The sequence below is a fragment of the Nocardia transvalensis NBRC 15921 genome, from assembly GCF_000308875.1.
GTDB lineage: Bacteria > Actinomycetota > Actinomycetes > Mycobacteriales > Mycobacteriaceae > Nocardia > Nocardia transvalensis.
Genome location: NZ_BAGL01000128.1, coordinates 17558 through 36601 on the forward strand (window position 1 = coordinate 17558; position 19044 = coordinate 36601).

General features: G+C 69.7%; 14 protein-coding genes. 4 read left to right on the top strand and 10 right to left on the bottom strand.

Features of this window, described 5'->3' with window-relative positions; all coding sequences use genetic code 11:
- Positions 1–133 precede the first annotated feature (133 nt).
- Genes ON41_RS37155 through ON41_RS37170 form a run of 4 tightly spaced genes read right to left on the bottom strand, consistent with a single transcriptional unit; the run spans position 134 to position 6013 of the window.
- Positions 134–550: a hypothetical protein gene (locus ON41_RS37155; RefSeq protein WP_040754021.1), complete on the bottom strand. Its 417-nt coding sequence runs from the start codon at positions 548–550 to the stop codon at positions 134–136.
- Positions 547–2688 (bottom strand): site-specific integrase, encoded by a 2142-nt coding sequence (locus tag ON41_RS43310; RefSeq protein WP_040754025.1) that lies wholly within the window; start codon positions 2686–2688, stop codon positions 547–549. The genes ON41_RS37155 and ON41_RS43310 overlap by 4 nt, the downstream gene beginning before the upstream one ends.
- Positions 2685–4376 (bottom strand): hypothetical protein, encoded by a 1692-nt coding sequence (locus ON41_RS37165; RefSeq protein WP_083905912.1) that lies wholly within the window; start codon positions 4374–4376, stop codon positions 2685–2687. Before ON41_RS37165 ends, ON41_RS43310 begins: the two co-directional genes overlap by 4 nt.
- A gap of 56 nt (positions 4377–4432) precedes the next feature.
- On the bottom strand, positions 4433–6013 hold the full coding sequence (locus tag ON41_RS37170) for a site-specific integrase (protein WP_306307802.1): 1581 nt from the start codon (positions 6011–6013) through the stop codon (positions 4433–4435).
- Between the two features lie 111 nt (positions 6014–6124).
- On the opposite strand from ON41_RS37170, the gene ON41_RS42115 reads away from it, so the two are divergent.
- The 4 genes from ON41_RS42115 (at position 6125) to ON41_RS37185 (ending at position 8277) form a co-directional block, all read left to right on the top strand.
- On the top strand, positions 6125–6262 hold the full coding sequence (locus ON41_RS42115; protein ID WP_218003613.1) for a hypothetical protein: 138 nt from the start codon (positions 6125–6127) through the stop codon (positions 6260–6262).
- Between the two features lie 377 nt (positions 6263–6639).
- Complete coding sequence (locus tag ON41_RS37175; protein ID WP_157185781.1) at positions 6640–6915, top strand: hypothetical protein; 276 nt, start codon at positions 6640–6642, stop codon at positions 6913–6915.
- Positions 6916–6940: 25 nt separating this feature from the next.
- On the top strand, positions 6941–7540 hold the full coding sequence (locus tag ON41_RS37180) for an RNA polymerase sigma factor (RefSeq protein ID WP_040754034.1): 600 nt from the start codon (positions 6941–6943) through the stop codon (positions 7538–7540).
- On the top strand, positions 7537–8277 hold the full coding sequence (locus ON41_RS37185; protein ID WP_157185782.1) for a hypothetical protein: 741 nt from the start codon (positions 7537–7539) through the stop codon (positions 8275–8277). The genes ON41_RS37180 and ON41_RS37185 overlap by 4 nt, the downstream gene beginning before the upstream one ends.
- A 591-nt stretch (positions 8278–8868) precedes the next feature.
- On the opposite strand, the gene ON41_RS37190 is transcribed toward ON41_RS37185, so the two are convergent.
- The 6 genes from ON41_RS37190 to ON41_RS37215 all read right to left on the bottom strand — a co-directional run bounded on the left by ON41_RS37190 (position 8869) and on the right by ON41_RS37215 (position 19034).
- A complete protein-coding gene (locus tag ON41_RS37190; protein ID WP_040754039.1) occupies positions 8869–9468 on the bottom strand; it encodes a hypothetical protein in 600 nt (199 codons plus the stop codon).
- A 221-nt stretch (positions 9469–9689) separates the two neighbouring features.
- Positions 9690–15218 (bottom strand): MobF family relaxase, encoded by a 5529-nt coding sequence (mobF, locus tag ON41_RS37195; protein WP_051163398.1) that lies wholly within the window; start codon positions 15216–15218, stop codon positions 9690–9692.
- A gap of 361 nt (positions 15219–15579) precedes the next feature.
- Positions 15580–16782, bottom strand: coding sequence for a hypothetical protein (locus ON41_RS37200; protein WP_040754044.1), 1203 nt, complete (start codon positions 16780–16782; stop codon positions 15580–15582).
- Between the two features lie 319 nt (positions 16783–17101).
- Positions 17102–17602 (bottom strand): single-stranded DNA-binding protein, encoded by a 501-nt coding sequence (locus tag ON41_RS37205; RefSeq protein ID WP_040754048.1) that lies wholly within the window; start codon positions 17600–17602, stop codon positions 17102–17104.
- A 455-nt stretch (positions 17603–18057) separates the two neighbouring features.
- On the bottom strand, positions 18058–18543 hold the full coding sequence (locus tag ON41_RS37210) for a hypothetical protein (RefSeq protein ID WP_051163400.1): 486 nt from the start codon (positions 18541–18543) through the stop codon (positions 18058–18060).
- Positions 18544–18650: 107 nt separating this feature from the next.
- A complete protein-coding gene (locus ON41_RS37215; protein ID WP_040754051.1) occupies positions 18651–19034 on the bottom strand; it encodes a hypothetical protein in 384 nt (127 codons plus the stop codon).
- Positions 19035–19044 lie beyond the last annotated feature (10 nt).

Below are 19044 nucleotides of genomic sequence, written 5' to 3' on the forward strand. Positions count from 1 at the left end.
CCGTCGTCTCTACGGCAGTCGCGTTGACCGTCTGGACACACAGGTTCGCTGCGGACTTGCGAATCTCGATTCGTTTCGCCGGCACGTGCCGAGCACCGCGTGCAGGTAACGGGCACGACGTCCGGTTGCGTGGCTAGTCCGTCTCGCCGAGGCGCTGCCGGGACATGGGCACGATGTTGCGGCGGCCGGTGAGCGCGTCGCGGAGTTGCCGATTTTCCAGGGTGAGTTGATTCAGTGCGGTGACGAGCGCGGGCACGTCGGCCCGGAGTCGCGCGAGTTCGGCGTTCTTGTTGGTGATCGTCTGTTCGAGTTCCGTGATTCGTGCTCGGAGTCGAGTTTCGGCCTCCGGTAGGGTGCCGCAGGCTGCGACTCGGGAGTAGAACTCGTTGCGCAGGTCCGGATGTCGTTGTGTCAGCGCGTTTCTCGGGACATCGGCCTCCAGAGCCAACGCGACGATGGTGAGTGCGCCGTTGCAGCGGTGGGGAGTGCCGTCGAGGATGCGGTGCATCGCGGCCCGGATCCGGTCGCGTTCGTCGGGAGCGGGACTCATCGAGAGTGTCCTTCGGTGATCGAATCGCGGGTGATGCGGGTGCGGTCGTGATTCTCGGCGTGGCCGCGCAGTTTTTCGGCGTTGGCATGGAGCCGGTCGGCGAGCGGTCCCGGAATGTGTGCGGCTTGCTGGTCGAGAATATTTGCGCGACGCCGTAGTTGATGCGCGTGGTCGTCGGTGCGGGCGATGTTGCCGCATCCAGGAACGCAATGGTCGAGGGTGGGTGTGTCGGCGACCTCGTCGCGGTGGCACAGGGCGCGTTCGCGGGTGTAGTGACACAGCAGCAGGGCGTGGGGGTTGTCGTAGAGCCTCGCGTCTTTGTTGGCCAGCAGTCGCCGGGCGGTGGTGGCGGTGATTGTGGTGCCGGTGAAGCGGGGCGCGGTGGTAGCGGCGGTGATCGCCCGGCGGGCGGCCGGGCCCGACACTCCACCGCCGGCCTGGAGGTCGTCGTGGAGCGTGGTGACGGTGTCGGCGACCGCGCGGGCGGTTTCGATGTCGAGGAGTTCGTGGATGCCGCCGCGTCCGCGGGCGGCGTAGCCGGCCGAGACGGTGGTGCGCAGGTGCCCGTATTGGATGGCGAGCGCGGCCGTTCCGTTGGGGCGGCGGGCGATGTGCCAGGCCAGGCTGCGGCGGAATCTGCTGACGCCGATCGGTCCGTGCGGGTCGGGCGGGATCGTCTCGGACGTCCGGTGGTGGCGGTCTGCCTGAGTGTTGGCCCAGGCGATGAAGTCACGGATCCGCTTGTGCAGTGTCACCGGTTTGAGGGAGCCGGTGCCCGGCCGTTTCATCCGGTCGTGCGTGGCGTGGTCGAACAGCAGGTGCCCGGCGGGGACCATGCGCTCTAGCACGCGAACGGCGTTGACGACCGGCGCGATCGCCACCCACCCGACGTCACGTTCGATGCCGGTGGACAGGTGGTTGCCGTCCTCGTCGAAGGCCGACTTGAATTCGTTGCCGCGCACCACGTGCCGCCCGGACGTCCCGTCGGCGCCGGGAACCGGATCGGGACAGCATCCCGCCCGCAGCCCGAGGACTTCACCGGGTCGCATGCCGGTCAGGTAGGCGCAGACGATGAATGCGGCCGTCCCGAGGTGCCGGACCAACGTGTTCACCTCGTCGATATCGATGGCGTCGCGCCACGGTGCCCCGGCGATGCGGCCGGTGATCGGAGTGTCCAGAGGACACGGCCCGGGACGCTGCGCCGCGGCGGCTCGGGCTCGGTGTCGGCTGGCGTAGTTCTTGACCTGTTTCAGCGAGGCGCCGGTGCGACCGGCGAGGTAGGTGGCGGCGAGCCCACGCCCACCACGCATAGCGATGGCAGGCACGGGCCGCTCGGCAGCCAGCACCGGATCCAGGAAGGCGCGCAGCTCGGCCTCACCGGCAGGAGTGCAGCGGTTGGTGGTCGCGGCGGTAAGCAGACGCTGGTGTTCGGTCCGGGCGGCCAGGATGTCGTCGGCGAAGTCGTCGACCATCCGCATCGCCCAGACCAGCAGCGGGCCCAGGGTCTGCTCGGCCACCGGCTCGGTGCTGTTCTCACCTCCGGCGTGACGTGCGGCAGTCAAGTAGTCGTCCGTGCCGTGAATATCCCAGGGCGGGCGCGCGATTCCGGTGGGCCGGGCGCAGAGCTGGTCGAAGGCCCACAACCGAGTAAGTGCGGTGAGAACATGCTGCACGCGGTGACTCCGCAGGTCGGCCGCCGGTGCCAGCAGTCGCTGGGCGTAGGCGTCGAACACGTTGCCGCGGCACTCGGCGAGGCTGGTGATGCCGTGACTGTTGAGCCATTCGGCCAGTTGAATCCATTGCTGCACTGTGCTTTTCACAGTTTGGACGCTGATTCGCGCTCGTATCCGGTGGCTGCGTTCGGCGACGAAGCTGGGACGCAGCCGGCCGTTGATCATCGTCCAGGCCACCAGGCGCAACTGTTCCCGTAAGCCCTCGTGGCGGCAGTGGTGCCATCGAATGGCGGGCCTGCCGGAGCTGGGGTTGCCGGTCAGCGCACCCAGCGACCAGACCGGGTCCCGGTAGCGGGAGTTGAGGTGGCCGTTGATGGTCGACACGTAACGATCGGTGACGACGAGGCTGTCGGGGGTGGGCAGCGGCAGCACATAGGAGTCGAGTTCGGGTGCGGGGGTGTTCACGTATCGAGGTCTCCGGTCAGCAGCTGATGGATGAGCGTGCGGTCGTCATCGCCGACCAGGGTCAACGCTTGTGTCCAAAGGCCCTCTCCGAGTGTGTGTTTCAAGTCTTCCAGTCGTGCGTGGGAGTCCGCCCACCGGCTGCCCCACACTGTGGGCGGCAGGACCGACCGGAGATTGGTCAGGGCCTGATGCAGGTGGGCCAGGCGCGGGTGGTGGCCCGGGTGGATGCGGGCGTTGGGGCAGGCCAGGCACAGCAGGAACGAGGCGCCGCACCCTCCGTCAGCGGTCGGCCGAGGACTGTGCTCCACGCCGCTGCAGTCGGCGGTCGCGGTGGGCAGGTCCCCGGGTGTCGGTGCGGCCCGCAGATCCGCGACCAGCACACCGGCGCGCGCCCGGCGAGCCGCGTCCTCGGCGCCGGCGGCGATGATCTCCACCGATTCGGCCCGAACCCGGCGATCGACCAGCAGGTAGCGGCGATCATGGGTGTCCTGGCTGTGCTGGGTGGGTTCGCGCCGGTCGAGCGCGACAATAGTGCGGCGGCCACGCCGAAACGGTGACCCGCCCGCTCCCGCTTGTTGGCCCCACTCGGTGGCCATGGCCTGGTGGACACCGAAGTCGAACGGCCCGACCGGAAGACGGCAATCCGGGTCACAGCGGCGCCGCCCGCATTGAGAACCACGCCAGATGATCAACCGATCCGTGCCGGGTTCCAGGCTTTCCACGACCGCCCGGGCGAAACGAGTGGCGCGCAGCGCATCGGTGATCAACCGCCCGCGCGAGCCCGCTCCGTCGTCGGTGACGTTGCGGGTCTCGAAATGCGCGCCGGCGCCACGGCGGCGCTTCTCCAGCGGGATCCGGTAGGTCGGATGCCCGTCGGTGCCCTGGTCCGGAAGCGCCCGGGGCACCGCGGCCTCCGAGATCACCGACAGGTTCCAGCCGTACTCGGCCATCAACAGCACCCCCAGCGCCGCGGCCTCCATCCGCGACAGGAACAACAGCAGGTAACACTGCTGCTGAGTGCCGAACATGCTGACCAGCGCCCTGCGATGTCTCCACACCAGCGACGTCTGGCCGTCCTTACCGGTGTAACGAGGCAGCGAGCCGGTGCGCGCGAGAGCGTCGAGCGCCTCGCCGACGGTCCATTCCACGCTGCCCACGGCCAGGGAACCGTCACGCCACCGCTGCAGATGCCCTGCGTGGCGGTCGATTCGGCGCAGCGCAGCCCGGAACATCCTGCGTGCCTGGCGGATGATCTGGTCGAACTCGGCAGCGCAGTAGGACTGCACCGTGCTGTCGGGCTGCTTCATCCGCCGGCACAATTCGTCGGCGACCGATCCCGACCGTAGTCGCGGGTCGTCGCGCAGCAAACTGATCACCATCGACGCCGAGCTGTGCCCGCTGGTCCGCAGCGCATGGTCACGCCATTGCCGGACGAGTGCGGCGGTCAGACCGGTCAGGTCCCGGGGAGGATGCTGCTGCCCGGACACGAACCGCGCGAACGCCACCAGACACAACCAGTGGTCCTTCGATGTCTTGTGTACCGCCCACCTGTGCGGAACACATCGTGCCGCGAACAACGCTGCCAGCGAACGCTGCATCGGCTCCGCGACCGGCAACATCCCGAAGTCGTAGTCCCGGGCCCGCCCCTGCCGGTTGTAGTGGTGCACCACGACTCCGCCGCCGGTCACATACTCCGGGCGGGCATGACCACCCGGAGGAAGCGCCGCACGGCGGCCACGCGGGCTCACCAAGCACCACCGGTTTCCGGATGCATCCGGGCGTCGAGGTCCTGGATGCCGACCGATTCCCGTGCGATCCGTGCGAACACCGAATCCAGTTCCGGCATCGGCGCGGTCACCGGCTCGGCGGCACCGGCCAGCATCGCCCGCAACTGCAGATCGGCCACCGGCGCGAGATACCGGTCGACGGTCGTCTCCCGAGACGCGTGCCCCAGCAGGTTCTGCACCATGAACCACGGATCACCGTAGAGCTGCCGGAAATCCCGCCGCTCCTCGCACGTCAACCCGAACCGCCGATCCATCAACGTATCGAGCACCACCAGCATGTAGAGCGCGAAACTGTTACGCGCCGAATGCGGCGTCGCGTACGGCGCGAACACCCGATACGGATCCAACCCCACCCGATCCGGCGGCGTCAGCACCCGCGCACAACGTGCATTCGCCGCAGCGAACACCCCTTCCCACGAATGCGGCCGCAAGGGCAGCCCCCTCTCGTTGAGCCACAACCACAACGGCTCCAGCCCACCCGGACCCTCGGTGAACAACAGCATCCGCTCGTCCACCGTCAGATCGGCCAACGCCCGCGCACCGACCACGCCCTCACGATCACGCCAGCGAACCACAGGACGCACCCCACGCGTCACCTCCACCACGATCCGAACCTGCCGTAGCCGCTCGTATACCTCCTTGCCCTGCGCCCGGCGCACGGCCCACGCCCGCGAGGAATGCAGGTAGGCCTCGATCTCACCGACCGCTTCGGCGCCCACGTAGAAGGTGCGGGTCCTCTTCGACCGGGTGACGCCCGCCGCGATGATGCCGCGGTAGTACCGCCCGCCGTCCAGCCGCCGCATCGGCACTTCGAAGGTCAGCAGCGAACCGCCCTCCGCCCGGCGCAAACCCGACGAGGTCAGCAACCGCACGAACGCCACGTTCCGGTCCTCCAACCGGCCCACCCAGCCCGCCTCGGGAACACCGGCACGGGTGTGACCGCGCAGCCCGACATCGATCCACCGCCGCCACGTCCGCGGAGTCAGCCAATGCACGTTACTGCGACGCGCGTCCTTCGCCCGCGCCACCGGAATCACGCACGCACCACCGTCACGGCCGACAACCTGCCTGAGCGCCAGCGGATTTCGCTCCACATGCCCCTCCCGCACCGCCCACCCGTACAAGCTGGCGAACGCGGCCAGTTCGCGATTCCACTTCGTGCCGCCGATCCGGGCCGGGTTCTCCGCAGCGAACCGCCGCCAATGCTCGTAATCCTCCAAGTCCCTGGCCGTGGCATCCGTCCACGACCTCCTTCTGCCCGACAGAAAAGTCAGCATCAGACAGATGTCCGTCGCGTAGTTCCGCCGCGTCTCCGCGGTGTACCTCCGAAACCTCCCGGACTGCCCAAACAGGCTCAACACCGGATCGACCCGGTACTCCGGTGAAAGGAAGATCGGGTCACCAGCCCTGACCCCGACATCGACCCGCGGCGCCGACCAATCAGACCACCCCCCAACCAGTTCCGCCATCCGCCGACCTGACACCGGGCTCTGCACGACCCAGAACACACGCCAACTTCCCACTCGTTCCCCGCTCATCGACCGGTATCAACATGCCGATTCAATAGGGAACGCGCCCAAGCGCAGTACCTCAGGTGGCGCGCCCGTGATGGCGAAGGCCCCCAGCTGGTCCTGGAACGGCAGGGTGTGGTGATCGAACTGCGGTACTCGACGGTGCGTGGCACCGTCACCAAGGCTGTCCGGATCTCCGCCGACGGCCACCGCGAGGAGTCCGTGGCGGTCGGCAAATTCGGCACGGTACTGCGGTGGCTGGCCGAGACCCGGTGACCTCAGCGCTGGGTGACCACCATCCACCACCCCGCCCCGGCTCCGCGCGGCGTGTGTGGCCACGATGGCGTATTCGCCGCGCACGGCCTGGTGTCCCCGAGGTCAGAGCCGGAGAAGGATTCCCGGTTCGGCAGGGGCCGATCGGGCCTTCTTCGCAAGCGAATACTGCTGAGGGACTGAGCAACTGATTGCCGAATCACGAAACTCGGGGCAGATCCACCGTTGGGCCGGAGCTGACACTGTTCTTCGGCTTCGCCAATCGGTAGATCGACCTAAAGCTCGGGGCGTGTCGTGGGTGACGCGCCGGTCGGGCTCAATGTGTCGGGCGGGGTGAGCGATTACTTGGCATGACGATGTGGTGGATCATCGATAGCTGTGTGCGGGATGTTGTCCGGAGCGCGTGGTATCCGGTCCTCGTGCCGGTCGTGGCGACGGTGCTGTATTCGTGCCTGGTATCGGTGCGGGAATGGCAGTGGCACAAGACGACTCGCATGATTCTGGCGGTGGCTCCGCCGGGCAGCCGAGTCTTGCGGGTATCGGCGCGCCGGGGCGATGTGCTGTCGGGTTGCGTTGTCGAGATCGGCGAGCGGGTGACCGAGCGCGCGGTGCCGTGCGGGCCGATGGTGTCCGGGGGCAACGCGCGGCATGGCTGACGGTACGGGGAGCGGGGGGATCGGTATGGGTCCGCATACGGGCTTCGACAATCTGTTCAAAATGCATGCGGGCCCGGTGTATCGGTACGCGTTCAAGGCCCTGCGAGACGAGCACCTGGCGAAAGATGTCGTGCAGCAGGTGTTTCTGGCGGTGTGGAACCAGTTCGACGCTGATTTCGCCCGCGCGAGTAGCGCTGTCGCGCGCCGGCTGATCCAGACCATCGCTGCGCGGCGGGTGATCGATGTGTGGCGGGGCCTGTCTCGGGATCCGGTGCCGGTGTCGCGGTATATCGACAGCGATGTGCCCCTGTTCGGCGGCGGCACGGAGACCGGCGATCCGCTGACGCGGCTGCTGGGTGATCAGGAGTTGAAGAACTTCCTGTACGTGCTGGTGATGTCGTTGTCGGATACCGAGTACCAAATCGTTTTGATGGCATGGCTTCTCGGCCTGCCGGATACGGAGATCGCGGAGATCATGAACAAGACGGTGGGCACGGTCCGCTCCCACAAGAGCAGGGCGCGGAAGAAGATCGACACCATGGTGCGCACCAGCCGCCACCGCTTCGACTACGACATCGACTACGACGTCGCCGGTTTCGTCGGGGGAGGTGAGTTGTGGGCATGACCGCCTCCACCCACGATGACGGCCCCTACCGCACCCCGATCGGGATCGGGACGGTGTTCGCCGAACTGGACTACTACCTGCACGAGCGGGTCGCGGAGTTCCGCTACGACCGGGACGAGGGATTGGCGCAGCTGAAACACACGATCGCCGCATCCTCGCCGGGCACGCCGAACGGCGCCGCACACGACAGCGGCAGGCCTGCGCCCGTCCCGGCGAGCGCGCCCCGACCCTACGCCGACGAGGCCCGGGAATGGATCGATGCGCACCGCGGACCCGCCGCCGCCTACCTCGATGCGCTCACCGTGTCACCGTTGCGGATCACCAGCCGTAACACGCACACCTTCGCGGCCAGGATCAGTGGCGGAATCGACGGGGAGCGGTGGCTTCTGAGCTGGCTGCCGGAACTGACACTGACCCGCAAACAGGTCTTCAGCGGCATGGTCCTCGACGAAATCCTCATCGCCCACGACCACGACAGCGCCACCATGCTCGACCTGATGCACGACCTGGCCGCAGACCTGTATCTCCCACTCATCCACATATTGCAACGGCTCGCGATAGTCAAATACCCGCCCCCGCCACCCGCCTGGCTGCTGCGAGCCTGGTCCGACGAAGCCCCCACCGCACCGTCCTCCAGCGGAGGCGCTAGGGACAGCTTTGGTCGTCGCGCCATCGCGATGTACGCGCCATCGCGATGTAATGGCAATGCGGCTGGCGAGCTGCGCAGACCCATCTGATCGGCCTCGGCCCCGAGGGGCGGACAACGGTTCAACGAAACGCCACAAGCGTCGAGTCCTACTGCATGACCACCGGTTTCGGCTCACGAGTACCCGGAGAATCCGCCTGCCAGCACATCTTCCCCCGGGAGTCGGTCCACCGCGTACCAGCGCGGCTCCATTCAACGCGCAGTCCCAGCTACCCGGCACCGGGCATCGGCGCGGCGGGGATGGGATCGATGGGCCCGGAGCCGATGCCCGGTGCCGCCCGCAACATCGATGTGGCGGTGCCGCGGAGCGCGCTGAGCGCACGTCGAGCAAGGCCAAGCGATCAGTCGTCCGGTTCAATTACGACCCCGATGTGGCGCCACGTTCAACTGGATGTTCCCTCGCGGAGGGCGGGACTACCTTGCCCGCTGCCCGACACCGAGTTCCTCGCACTCAATCGGGCTGTCCCGACCCGATGACCGGCAAAGGTGCGGCAACGACGTGCCGGGCGCGGACGGTACTGGCTGCGTGTTGTGGACCCGGCTGTGATCAGCGAGCGCGTCGTGGCGCGGTCGGGTCTCACCTACCGCCCGTCCTGGTGACGGGGTGGTGGCGGTGGTGGGTTCAGTTGCTGTGGTGGCTGGGTTCGTAGTCGGGGTCGGTGGTGCGGTGTGCGGTGGAGATGTGGCCGCGGGTGCGGTAGAAGAAGCTGGTGTCGGTGCCGCGGGTGATCGCGAGTTCGACGGTGTAGACGGTCGGATCGGCGAGGTTTTCGGCACGGTGGCGTTCGACGTCGGCGCGTAGCTCGGGATCGTGGATGTCGGGGTCGGGGGCGTGGCTGAGGGTGAGGGCGCGGTGGGTGAGGGCGGGGATGCTCCAGGTGATGAGGGTCGGTTTGCCGAGGACGGTGGTGTAGGGGGAGATGTATTCGGGCTCGATGCCGAGTTGTTGGGTGACGGCACGGATCACCGCGACGGTGCCGGCGCGGGCCGTGGCGGTGCTGAGGTAGGTGCGGGACCCGATCACGGAGGAGAAGAAGTAGTGGCTGTAGCCGGGGATACCGGCGATGACGCACAGGGTGTTCCAGACGGTGGCGTCGGGTAGTTGCCCGGCGAGCAGCCGCGCGATCCGCCGCTGGGCGACGTCGGCGAGCATCCGGTGGTTGAGCGCGGTGAGCTGCGCGTCGAAATCGGGGATGTCGGCGGGGCGAGCCGGTCCGGGCAACGTCGTCTCCCTTCGTCGCCTCCTATTCTCCGGGGTCGCCCACGACCACCGCTATCGGTGGTGCAGGGCCGCGCCCTGGCGGCGGTGCCGGCGGCACTGCCGGACCGTGGTTGCGGGTGCCGGGCTCCCGTTGTGGGCTGACGCCGCCGCCGTCCGCCCCGGATGCCAGGGAACCAGTGCGTATGACGAGTTCGATGTGCGCGTGATGGTTCCGGCGCAGTTCACAACTCGGGACCGGGGTCGTTGCGCGGCGTGTTTTCGGGTGCGCGGTCGGCGGGGGTGTCGGTGTCGTGGTGGTGGCGGGCGCGGAGGGTGTGTTCGGTGTGTGCTTGGTCGGGGGTGAGGCGGGTGCGGCGGTCGTGTTCGGCGTGCAGGTCGGCGAGTTCGTTGCGCAGCCAGCCGCGGTGGGCCGTGGGCTGGGGCTCGTCGTCGGTGCGGGCGGGTGTGGGTGCGGGCCCGAACAGGGTGTCTTCGTTGGCGTGCAGGGCGATTCGCCGGTGGGTGTCGTCGATGTATTGGGCGAGTTGGTGGTCGGTGAGGGCTTGTATCGGGTCGCGGGGGTCGAAAGTGGCTGCACTGGTGTCGGTGTCGGTGTGGGGGAAGGGGTGGGTGCGGACCCAGTCGGTGAGGGTGTGGCGTGCGCGGCGGGTGGGTGCGTCGCGCCAGTCGCGGCGTAGTTTTGCGCGGGCCTGGTCGGGTGGGTAGGTGGTGGTGATGTGGGTGGCGCGGGCGGTGATGTGGTCGGCGGGGTCGTGGTCGGGGATGGCGGGCTGGCCGTCGTCGCGGCAGTCTCCGCAGAGGCCGTCGTCGCTGCGGTGGCCGGGGCGTGGCTGGGTGTCGAGGGTGGCGCGTTCGATTCCGCAGTGGGTGCACGCGAATCCGTGGTGGTTCGGGACGGCGGCGCGGTCGTAGTCGGTCGCGTATCCGTCGCTGGTGCCGGCGGGGCTGGCGGTGTGGTAGTGGTGGTCGACGCCGTCGGGGATGGGTAGGTGGTGTGGGTCGGCGTCGATGCCGGCGCGGTCGGTGAGGTAGGTGTCGGCGAAATCGCCGCCGACGTCGGGGGTGTGGCGGGTGCCGCGCAGAGCGGGGTCGATGCGTATTTCGTGGTCTCGCGCGGCTTGGCGGCGGCGGTCGCGCCGGTCGGCAGGCACCCGCGCGCCGACGAAGTCGGGCTGGTACACGCCCGGATCCTCGGTGGGGGTGCAGGCGTCAATGAGCGCCCGGTGGTGCGGGTATCGGTGTGCGGCCCACTGGAGTCGGGCTTTCGCGACGGGCCAGGCGTGGTGGTAGAGGGTGGCGGCGACGCGTTCGAGGATGTCGCGTTCGTCGGCGTCGAGTTCTCGGTCGAGGCGCCGCAGTGCGGCGGCCGCGTCGCGCAGACGGCCGTGTTGCAGCAGATCACCGATCGCGCGGAACCGTTCCGGTACAGCCGGTTCGATATCGCGGTCGGCCTCGTCGGGGAATTCGGTGTGGTGCGTTGTGGGTTCTGTGGTGTCCATGGTTGTTGTGGGGGTTGGGGTTTCGCTGTCGGTGGTGGGGTGCAGGAGTGCTTCGATGCGCCAGGCGAGTGCGGTGGCGTATTGGTCCGGTCGGGGCGGGGTGGTGGGGTCGGGGTGTGCGGCGGTGAGTAGTTCGTGGGCGGTGGAGATCGCGTCGTCGGTGGTCCAGCCGCTGCGTGTGGCGTGGTCGACGGCGGCGACCAGCCGCGGCCACGCGGGGCTGGCCGTCACGTGGTCGGTGATGTCGTCGCCGAGCAGCTGGCGGAGGTGGGTGCTCCAGTCCGGCTGGAGGGTGCGGGCGTCGGTGGCGAGGGCGGAGGGGTCGAGGCCGAGCCGGAACCACAGGGCTGCGGCGGGCATGTCGTCGGGCAACGGTCGGAGCGCGGCAGCGCGGGTGAGCAGGGTGTCGATGTCGAGGCCGGCGGTCGCGGCGGTGTCGAGCCGGTCGGCGAGGACCGGCCACCACGGGTCGGTGAGCAGACGGGCCTCGACGCGTTTGGCGAGTGGGGACCAGGTGTGCACGGCGGTGTGGAGGTCGCCGACGGTGTCGGTGACGCGGGCGTCGAGTAGCTGCTGGTGCTCGCGGTCGCGGACGGGGTAGCGGGCGGGCCCGGTGGGCCGGGTGTCGGTGTCGGGGACGTGGTGGGCGGCCCGCCACACCGCGAGATCGGCGACCAGGTGTGGGGCGCCGAGCAGCGGGCGCGCCCACACCGGCGCGGACGACATGGTCCAGGTGCCGGTGTCGGTGGCGATCTTCGCGGCCAGGTCCGCGACGAGGCGGGCGCGGGCCCGCAGATGTTCGGTGACCGGATCGTCGGGCAGCTGGCGCGGCAGTCCCGGGATCCACGGCAGGGGCCCGGTGCTGGTGGAGTGGGCGCCGGAGGGGTCCAGGCGCCAGTCGAGGACGGCGGCGGGGTCGTCGGCGGTGTCGAGTTCGCGCGCGGTGGCCGCGGTCCGCAGGCGGGTGATCGGGTCGTGGCCGGTGAGGGCGAGGGTGGCGAGGTGCTGCCGCAGTACTGGGTAGGCGGGGGCGTCGGTGAGGCCGGGTCGCAGTTGTTCGGCGGCGTCGTCGAGGGACGCGAGCGCATCGGTACCGAGGGTGTGTTCGGTGGCGAGGCCGGTGGCGTCGAGGTAGATGTCGAGGGCGCGGCCGAGGCGGCGGTGCGGGTCGAGGGCGTCGCGTAGCTCGGTGTGCGCGGAGATCTGGGCGGCGTCGCGCGCGAGGATGTGGTGCAGGACTTCGACGGCGGTCTTGGGCAGGACGGCGGGTTCGGTCCAGTAGGAGGCTTCGCTGCCGTCGAGCGCGGTCGGCAGATACAGGTGGTTGGCGTCGGCGCCGCGGGTGAGGGCGACGTAGAGCTGGTTGCGGGACTCGTGGCCGGTGAGCACGATGTGGCAGGTGTCGGCGGTGACGCCTTGCGCGGAGTTGATGGTCGCGGCGTAGCCGAGCCGCACATGCGCGCCCACGTAGGCGGCGGGCAGGCGGGTCGTGCGGCCGAGCCGGCGTCCGGGTCGGAGGTGGGTGGCGGTGAGGCTGCCGTCGGGGTGGACGGCCTCGACGATCCACCGGTACCCGTTGCGCACCCAATCGTCGTCGCCCAGGCGCAGTTTCGGGTCGTTGTGGCGGGTGGTGACGATATCGCCCGGTGACGCCTCCAACCCGTCCGCGAGCGGTGTCTGCGGCCCGGGATCGTGGTCGGAGGCGGTTCGCGACAGCCGGTCGAGCCGGGCACGGTCGTTCAGTTCCCGCACCAGATCGTGGGTGGCGGCGAGCATGATCGCGTCGCGGCCGTCGGTGTAGTCGGCGATCCAGGCGGTGTAGGCGTCGTCGTGGACCGCGCCGTGCGCGCCGGCGCGGATGCGCTGGTGGTCGAGGTAGTAGCCGAGCCCGGCCGGATCTCCGTCGCGGATGAGCAGCGACGCGGCGGCCTCGGCGCGGTCGGTGAACCGCACCACCTGCGTCAGCGTGGACGCCCGCTGCGCGTCGGCGGTCTCGGCGGCCGTGCCGCCGGCTTCGATCGAGGACAGCTGCTGGGTGTCGCCGACGCACCGGATCGTGGCATCGCGGCCGGCGAGGAAGTCGAACAGCCGCAGCCGTTTGTCGTCGCCGAGCTGTACATGCTCGTCGACAATGGCGAGGGTGTCGGCGTCGAGTTGCAGCATCCACTGCGGCAGTGACGGTCCTGCTCCGGTGCCGGGATCGTGGGAGTGACGTGCGGTGCCGGGGGTGTGGGCGTCGAGGACGGACAGGAGTTTGTCGACGGTTTCGACGCGGGCGCCGGTGGCGTCGTGCAGGACTTTCGCGGCCGCGGCGGTCGGGGTGAACCCGACGACGGTGCCGCCGGAGGCGTGCCAGGCGTCGACGAGCACCCGCATCGCGGTGGTCTTGCCCGACCCGGCCGGGGCGTTGGCGGTCTCGATCCGCCACGGTGAGGACGCGAAACTCGTCACCACCGCGGCCTGTCCGGCGTTCAACTGCCGGTCGGCGTTCGCGGGATCGGCGTTGTAGGCGCGAATCGCCTCGGCCACATACCGGTCCGGGATCGTGCGCGCGCCCTGCTGCAGCGACAGGTCGATCAGCCGGGTCGCGACCTGTAACCGGTGCGGGGAGGTGTAGGTCTGTGCGCCCGCGACCGTGTGCACGCTCGTGCCCGACGTGCGCCGGAACACCGGCGGCACCTCCCGCAGAACCGGCTCGGCCGCGATATCGGGATCCCCGCGAGCGATCGATTGGGCGGGGGCGAGGGCTTCGGTGACAACGGCGTCGGCGACCTGCTCCCACCGGTCACGGGGCACCGCGCCGCGCAGGTGGCGTTCGGTTTCCGACCGGATGTGGTGGCGCTGCCAGGTCGCCCGCTGCGCGGACACCGTGGCCAGCACCGCCCGCGCGGTGCGCGCGATCCATGCCGCATCGATCACCGGCCGCGCCCGCGGTGGTGGCCGCAGTGCGCGAGCCACGGCGTCGGCGAGAGCTTTCCGGCCCCCGAGCACGGCGGTGGCTTGGGCGCGCCATTCGCTGCGCTGCTGGGCCCACGACCGCGACGAGTGTTTGGCGGGCCGGGTTGCCAGGGTGGCGTGGTCGGCGAGGCCGAACATTTCCTTCGGTGTCGGCTCGCGCCCGATCCGTTTCTGGAATGCGGCGGCGAGGTCGGTGAGGCGGGCGCGGATCGCGGCGTCGCGGCGCGACCAGAACTCGATCAACGCCACCGGCACCCCGACGATCTCGCGGATCGGGCGTTTCGCCGGGTCGGTGCCGGGCCGTTCGGCGAACTCGAGGCCGACGTCGGCTTCGAGGTGCTGCTCCAGGCGGGTGTTGTAGATCTCGCTGACGGTGACCAGCAGCCGGTAGATCATCGACGCGTCCAGGGTCCGCCACCGGCCATCCAGCGTCCGGCAAATATTGGCTAATAGCGCATGCGTGTGCAGATCCGGATCCCCGCAACGACTTTCACGGTGGGTGAACCGGGCCGCGACGACGCCCTCCACCTCCACTTGCCGCACGCCGTTGCGGCCCAGCCGGGTGTAGGTGCCGTGGCGTTCCAGCCAGGCGAGCGCGTCGTCGACGGCGGCGTCGTGGGCGGCGGCGATGCGGTCGGCGACGTGCTTGGGCGCGATCGCCCACAACGCCGACACGCTCTTGACGGGGCTGAAGGTGATGTCGATCCCGGCGACCGCGGCCGATCGCGGCCGTGAGATACGGGCCACCCACCCGGACAATTCCCGCGTGTCCAGTGGTGCCCGCTTGTACTGTTCGCGGAACATTCCGGTCGCGACATCGGTGCGGATACGCGCGCGAATGTCGTCGGAAATGGCGGCGGACTTGTCGTATCCGTGCGCGATATTGTGCCGCGCGAACGCGTCGGCGCACCGGTTCCGGAATTCGTTCTCACCGGAATAGACGCGGTACGGATTCCCCAGCCGTGTCGCTTTGTCCGCTGCCCGCTGCGCGTCTTTGCGTTTGGCGCCCGCCGCGATCTCTGCATCGATCACTGCGGCCTCGATGTGGTCGGCGTTCGGGTGCCGGCCCTCTCCGAACAGGGCCCGCATCTGCGCCTCGGTGACCTCCTCACCGGGCTCGATGCCCAGCGCCGCCAGCCCGGATCCGTGCCAGCGGCCCGGTGATTCCCCGTGCGCGGAGTAGTAGTCCGCCAGCGGATCGGCACCCAGGTCCGAGGAATCGCCCACGGCGACCTGCCGCAGGTAATACAGATAGCCGGTTCCGGCGAACACTTTGTGCAGCGTCGCTGTCACATATTCAGACAACGCCCCGAATCAACCCGGGAAGAAGGGGAAAATGTGCTACTAAAAAATACACATTTCCCATTCCCCCTGGTCGTTACCGAATCGTTATCCTGGATGCAAGAGGTCTGCCTGTGGTGAATAGGTGAAAAGGGGGTAGAGGAGGTGTGTGTAGAGGAGAGAAGAGGGAGAGAAGGGTGTGGAGGTGATGTGGTGCGAGTGATGGGTGGGGTGCGTGTGGTGCGGTGGGAGGGTGAGCGAGTGGTGGAGGGGAGTGAGGGGTGCGTGATGTGTGGCTGTGGGCGGGGTGGTGGCCGGTCCGCCGCGGGAGTGGGCACCGCGGCGGACCGGGGACCAGCGGGTGGAGCGGGTGTTACGCGGCGGCTGCGTAGAGGGGGCGGCAGTCGTCGCAGAGGTCCTCGGGGTCGATGAGCTGGTCGGTGAAGCACGAGCAGCAGCGGCCGCGCCGCCACCGCACCGGCCGCAGCGGCGTGACCGTCGCTTCCGGCCCGGCCTGGTCGAGGGCGTCGAGGTAGGCGGTGATCAACCCGCGCACCAGCGGCGCGGAACGACGTTGCAGCTGGCGCAGCAGCCGGGGCGCGATCGCCGGGTACCGACTGGTGAGGTGGCGGCAGTAGGCGGCGACTTCGTCGGCGAGGGTGAAGCCGCGGGGTAAGGCGGCGATGCTGGGGCGGTCGAGGTCGCGGCACGGCTGGCACAGGCCGTCGTCGCTGACGCGGTGGCCGTCGGGGCCGGTGACGAACCGGTCGGCGCAGGCGCGTTCGGCGAAGCAGTAGACACACACCCAGCCCTGCACCGGCGGCAGCGTGGTGTCGTCGTAGTCGAGGCCGTTGCCGTTGGCCAGATACGCCGGGCGCTCGTCGTCGCTGACCGCGAGCCCGGTCCGCGTCCGTGCGACGCCGAAGGTGTCGAAGTTCTCCGGGGTCCGCGCTCCGGCCCGGTCACGCTCGGCACGGACTTGGTCGGCGACGTGGCGCACGTAGGTGCGGTCCCAGTCGGTGGGCGGGTAGGCGGTGTCGGCGTCGACGAGGAACCGGCTGCGGATGTAGTCGGTGACCACGCGCGGCTCGCGCACCGGTCGCCGCTTGGCCCGCAGCGCCGCGATGTGCTCGGGACGTTTGCGGGCGCGCTTGGCGCGGATCTCGGTCGCCGTCGATGGGGTGGCCTCGCGGCGGATGCGGGTGTAGTCCGACGCCGACAACCTGCGTGCTGCGGAACCGATCGCGGTGAGCGGCACGGTCTTGAACGGGCGCGGCCGCTGGTCGGTGGGGCGGTGCAGGCCGGGGTCGGTGCGGGCGACGAAGGTGTCGAGCCACGCGCGCAGCTCGGCGGGCGAGCGCCGCCACAACGCCGTCAGGTGGGCGCGGGCGGTGAGGTAGGGCTCGTGGTGGAAGGTGTCGGCGAGCAGCAGCAGCCGCTGCATGTCGAGACTGGTGGCCAGGGTGGTGAGGGCGTGCTCGAACACCTCGCGGGCTTCGGCGTGACGGTTCTCGCCGAGCAGGTAGTCGACCTGGAGCAGGGCGTCGGACAGCGACCGGAATTCGGTGGAGGTCATCGTGATTCCCTTCGTGACAGCGAGCGGACAGACCAACGCCGCGTGGGACCTTGCACACCGCACGGGATGGTCGGCCGGCCGGGCGGCCAGCCTGGGGGCGTCTCGACCGGGACGGCGGACGGTGCGGCAGGGAACGCGCCGGGGCGTGCACCACCGAATTTCGGCACCCCACCGCCACATCCGGACGGCGCGGGAGCGAAATTCGGTGGTGCCGGGCGCGGGCCCTGCCGCACCGGCCGACGGCCTGGTAGCCCTTGTCGGGCTGGTCGCCCGGCCGGACGGGCATCCACCCCGCACCGACCGCGGTTACCGGCTGAGGTCAGAAGTTCGGCTCGTCGGCGAACCCGTCCGACCCCGCCCCGGCGGCCGCGAGCGCGGGCTCGGGCGTGGCATCGACCTTCCAGGGGTCGTCGGTGACCGGAACCCGGTTCGGGGTGCTGGTGGTGCCGTTGCGGGGCACGCGGGTCACCTTGGTGGTGGCGAACCGATTCGACGGGCCCATCTCATCGACCTCCAGCTCGACCACGTGGCGGTTCTCGCCTTCGCGGGTCTGGAAGGTCCGCTGCTTCAACCGGCCTGACACGATCACCCGCGCGCCGCGGGGCAGATCGCTGTGGGCCAGATTCTCCGCGGCGTCGCGCCACAGGTTGCAGCGCAGGAACAACGCCTGCCCGTCCTTCCACTCCGCGGTCCCGCGATCGAACGTGCGGGGTGTCGAGGCGACGGTGAACGACGCGACCGGCACACCCTGAGTCGTATACCGAAGCACTGGCGCGTCGGTGAGATTGCCGATGACGGTCAGAACTGTGTCTCCAGCCATGAGCGAGCACTCCTTTTCTCGGGGAACGGAATTCCGCTGATCGCGCGACGGCGCGCGCTGCGGCGGTTCGATGTGGGATCGAGGTGTCGGCCACCGCGACTGCGGTGACTCGCCGCCTGCCGGCGACGGTGATGAGCGGCCGGTCGGCGCGGGAGCGGCGTCGCGCGGAGACGGAGCTGCCGCGAGTAACACGCGTGTCGCGCACGGCGACGATTGCGCTGGCATCACCCGGAAGCGATCGCCGTGGAAGCGGTTGCGGGTGTGGCCACCGATCAGGGGCGGGCGCTGAAGTTCGACGGGAACCCGTACTCGCCGTGGGATTCTTCGATCACGTCCGGCTGTGGACCCCTGTGCATAACGGTGCCGCGCTCCCGGGCCGGGTCGATGTCGCCTTCTCCGCCGCAGGCGGAACGGTCACCGGCGACCAGCGGCCCTGCGCTGGGATTACGGCGGGGTCATCGCGGCGGCTGTTTCATCAGGGCACCGAACCTGTCGACCGCGACGATGGTCGGCGGTGCGGTGGCGTAGATGCTGATCCCGAACTGGCCGGGTTCGGCGGTGATGACGAGCCACCCGTCGCTGGCGGCGCTGTCGCGGATTGCGTCGATCAGCGTGGTGTCGCCGAACGTCGGCTCGGTCAGCACCAAGTGCTCGGCGAAGTCGTCGCCGCCGACCGGCGTATCCCCGAGTCGTGGGCCGGTGCCGCGGCCCCAGCCGACCGCGAAGGCGACTTTCGCCCACCCGTCCGGGCTGGGCGGCTCGGTGAGCTGGCGCGGCAGGCCGCTACTGGTGAGATAGGTGCCGTCGTCCTTCACCCACACCAGCGCCGGCCGGTCCGCGTGTTCGGCGATCAGCGAGGGCCGGTGCTTCGTGGCGGCCATCGCGTGCTCGGCGATCTCGAGCACCTCGGACGCGCGGAACCACAAATCGATCGACGACACAGGAAGACCTCCTTGTTCTCGGCAGGGAGCGACCGCACGCCCCGTCATGCGCGGGCGGCGAACGGAATCGGGGAAGCGAACAGCCGCACTGGTGCGGGGCGGGGGATCTAGCGCAGGTGGCGGATCGCCGCGGTGGTGGCGGCGAGCGGATCTGGGAATGCGGCGGCGTGCGCGCTGTCGGCCGCGAAGACGGCGGCCCCGGCTCCGCGGGTGCGGTCATGAACGAAGACCCGCCACCCGTGCGTGCCCGGACGCGGCGGGCAGAGATACGCGGCGACATCGACCGGCCCGGCCGGCAGCACCCGCACCGCGGGGGCCGGGTTGTCGGCGACGTCCACCGACCAGCCGGGCGGGACGACCCGGCGCAGGACCGGCAGGGCGGCGGCGACGGCGGCGCGGTCGCGGGCGTACTGGGCGGCGGCGTGGCGCGCGGTGTCGCGTGCGAGACGCTCGGCGTGGGACACCCAGTGGCCGGTCGGCTCGTCGAGCACCAGCCAGATC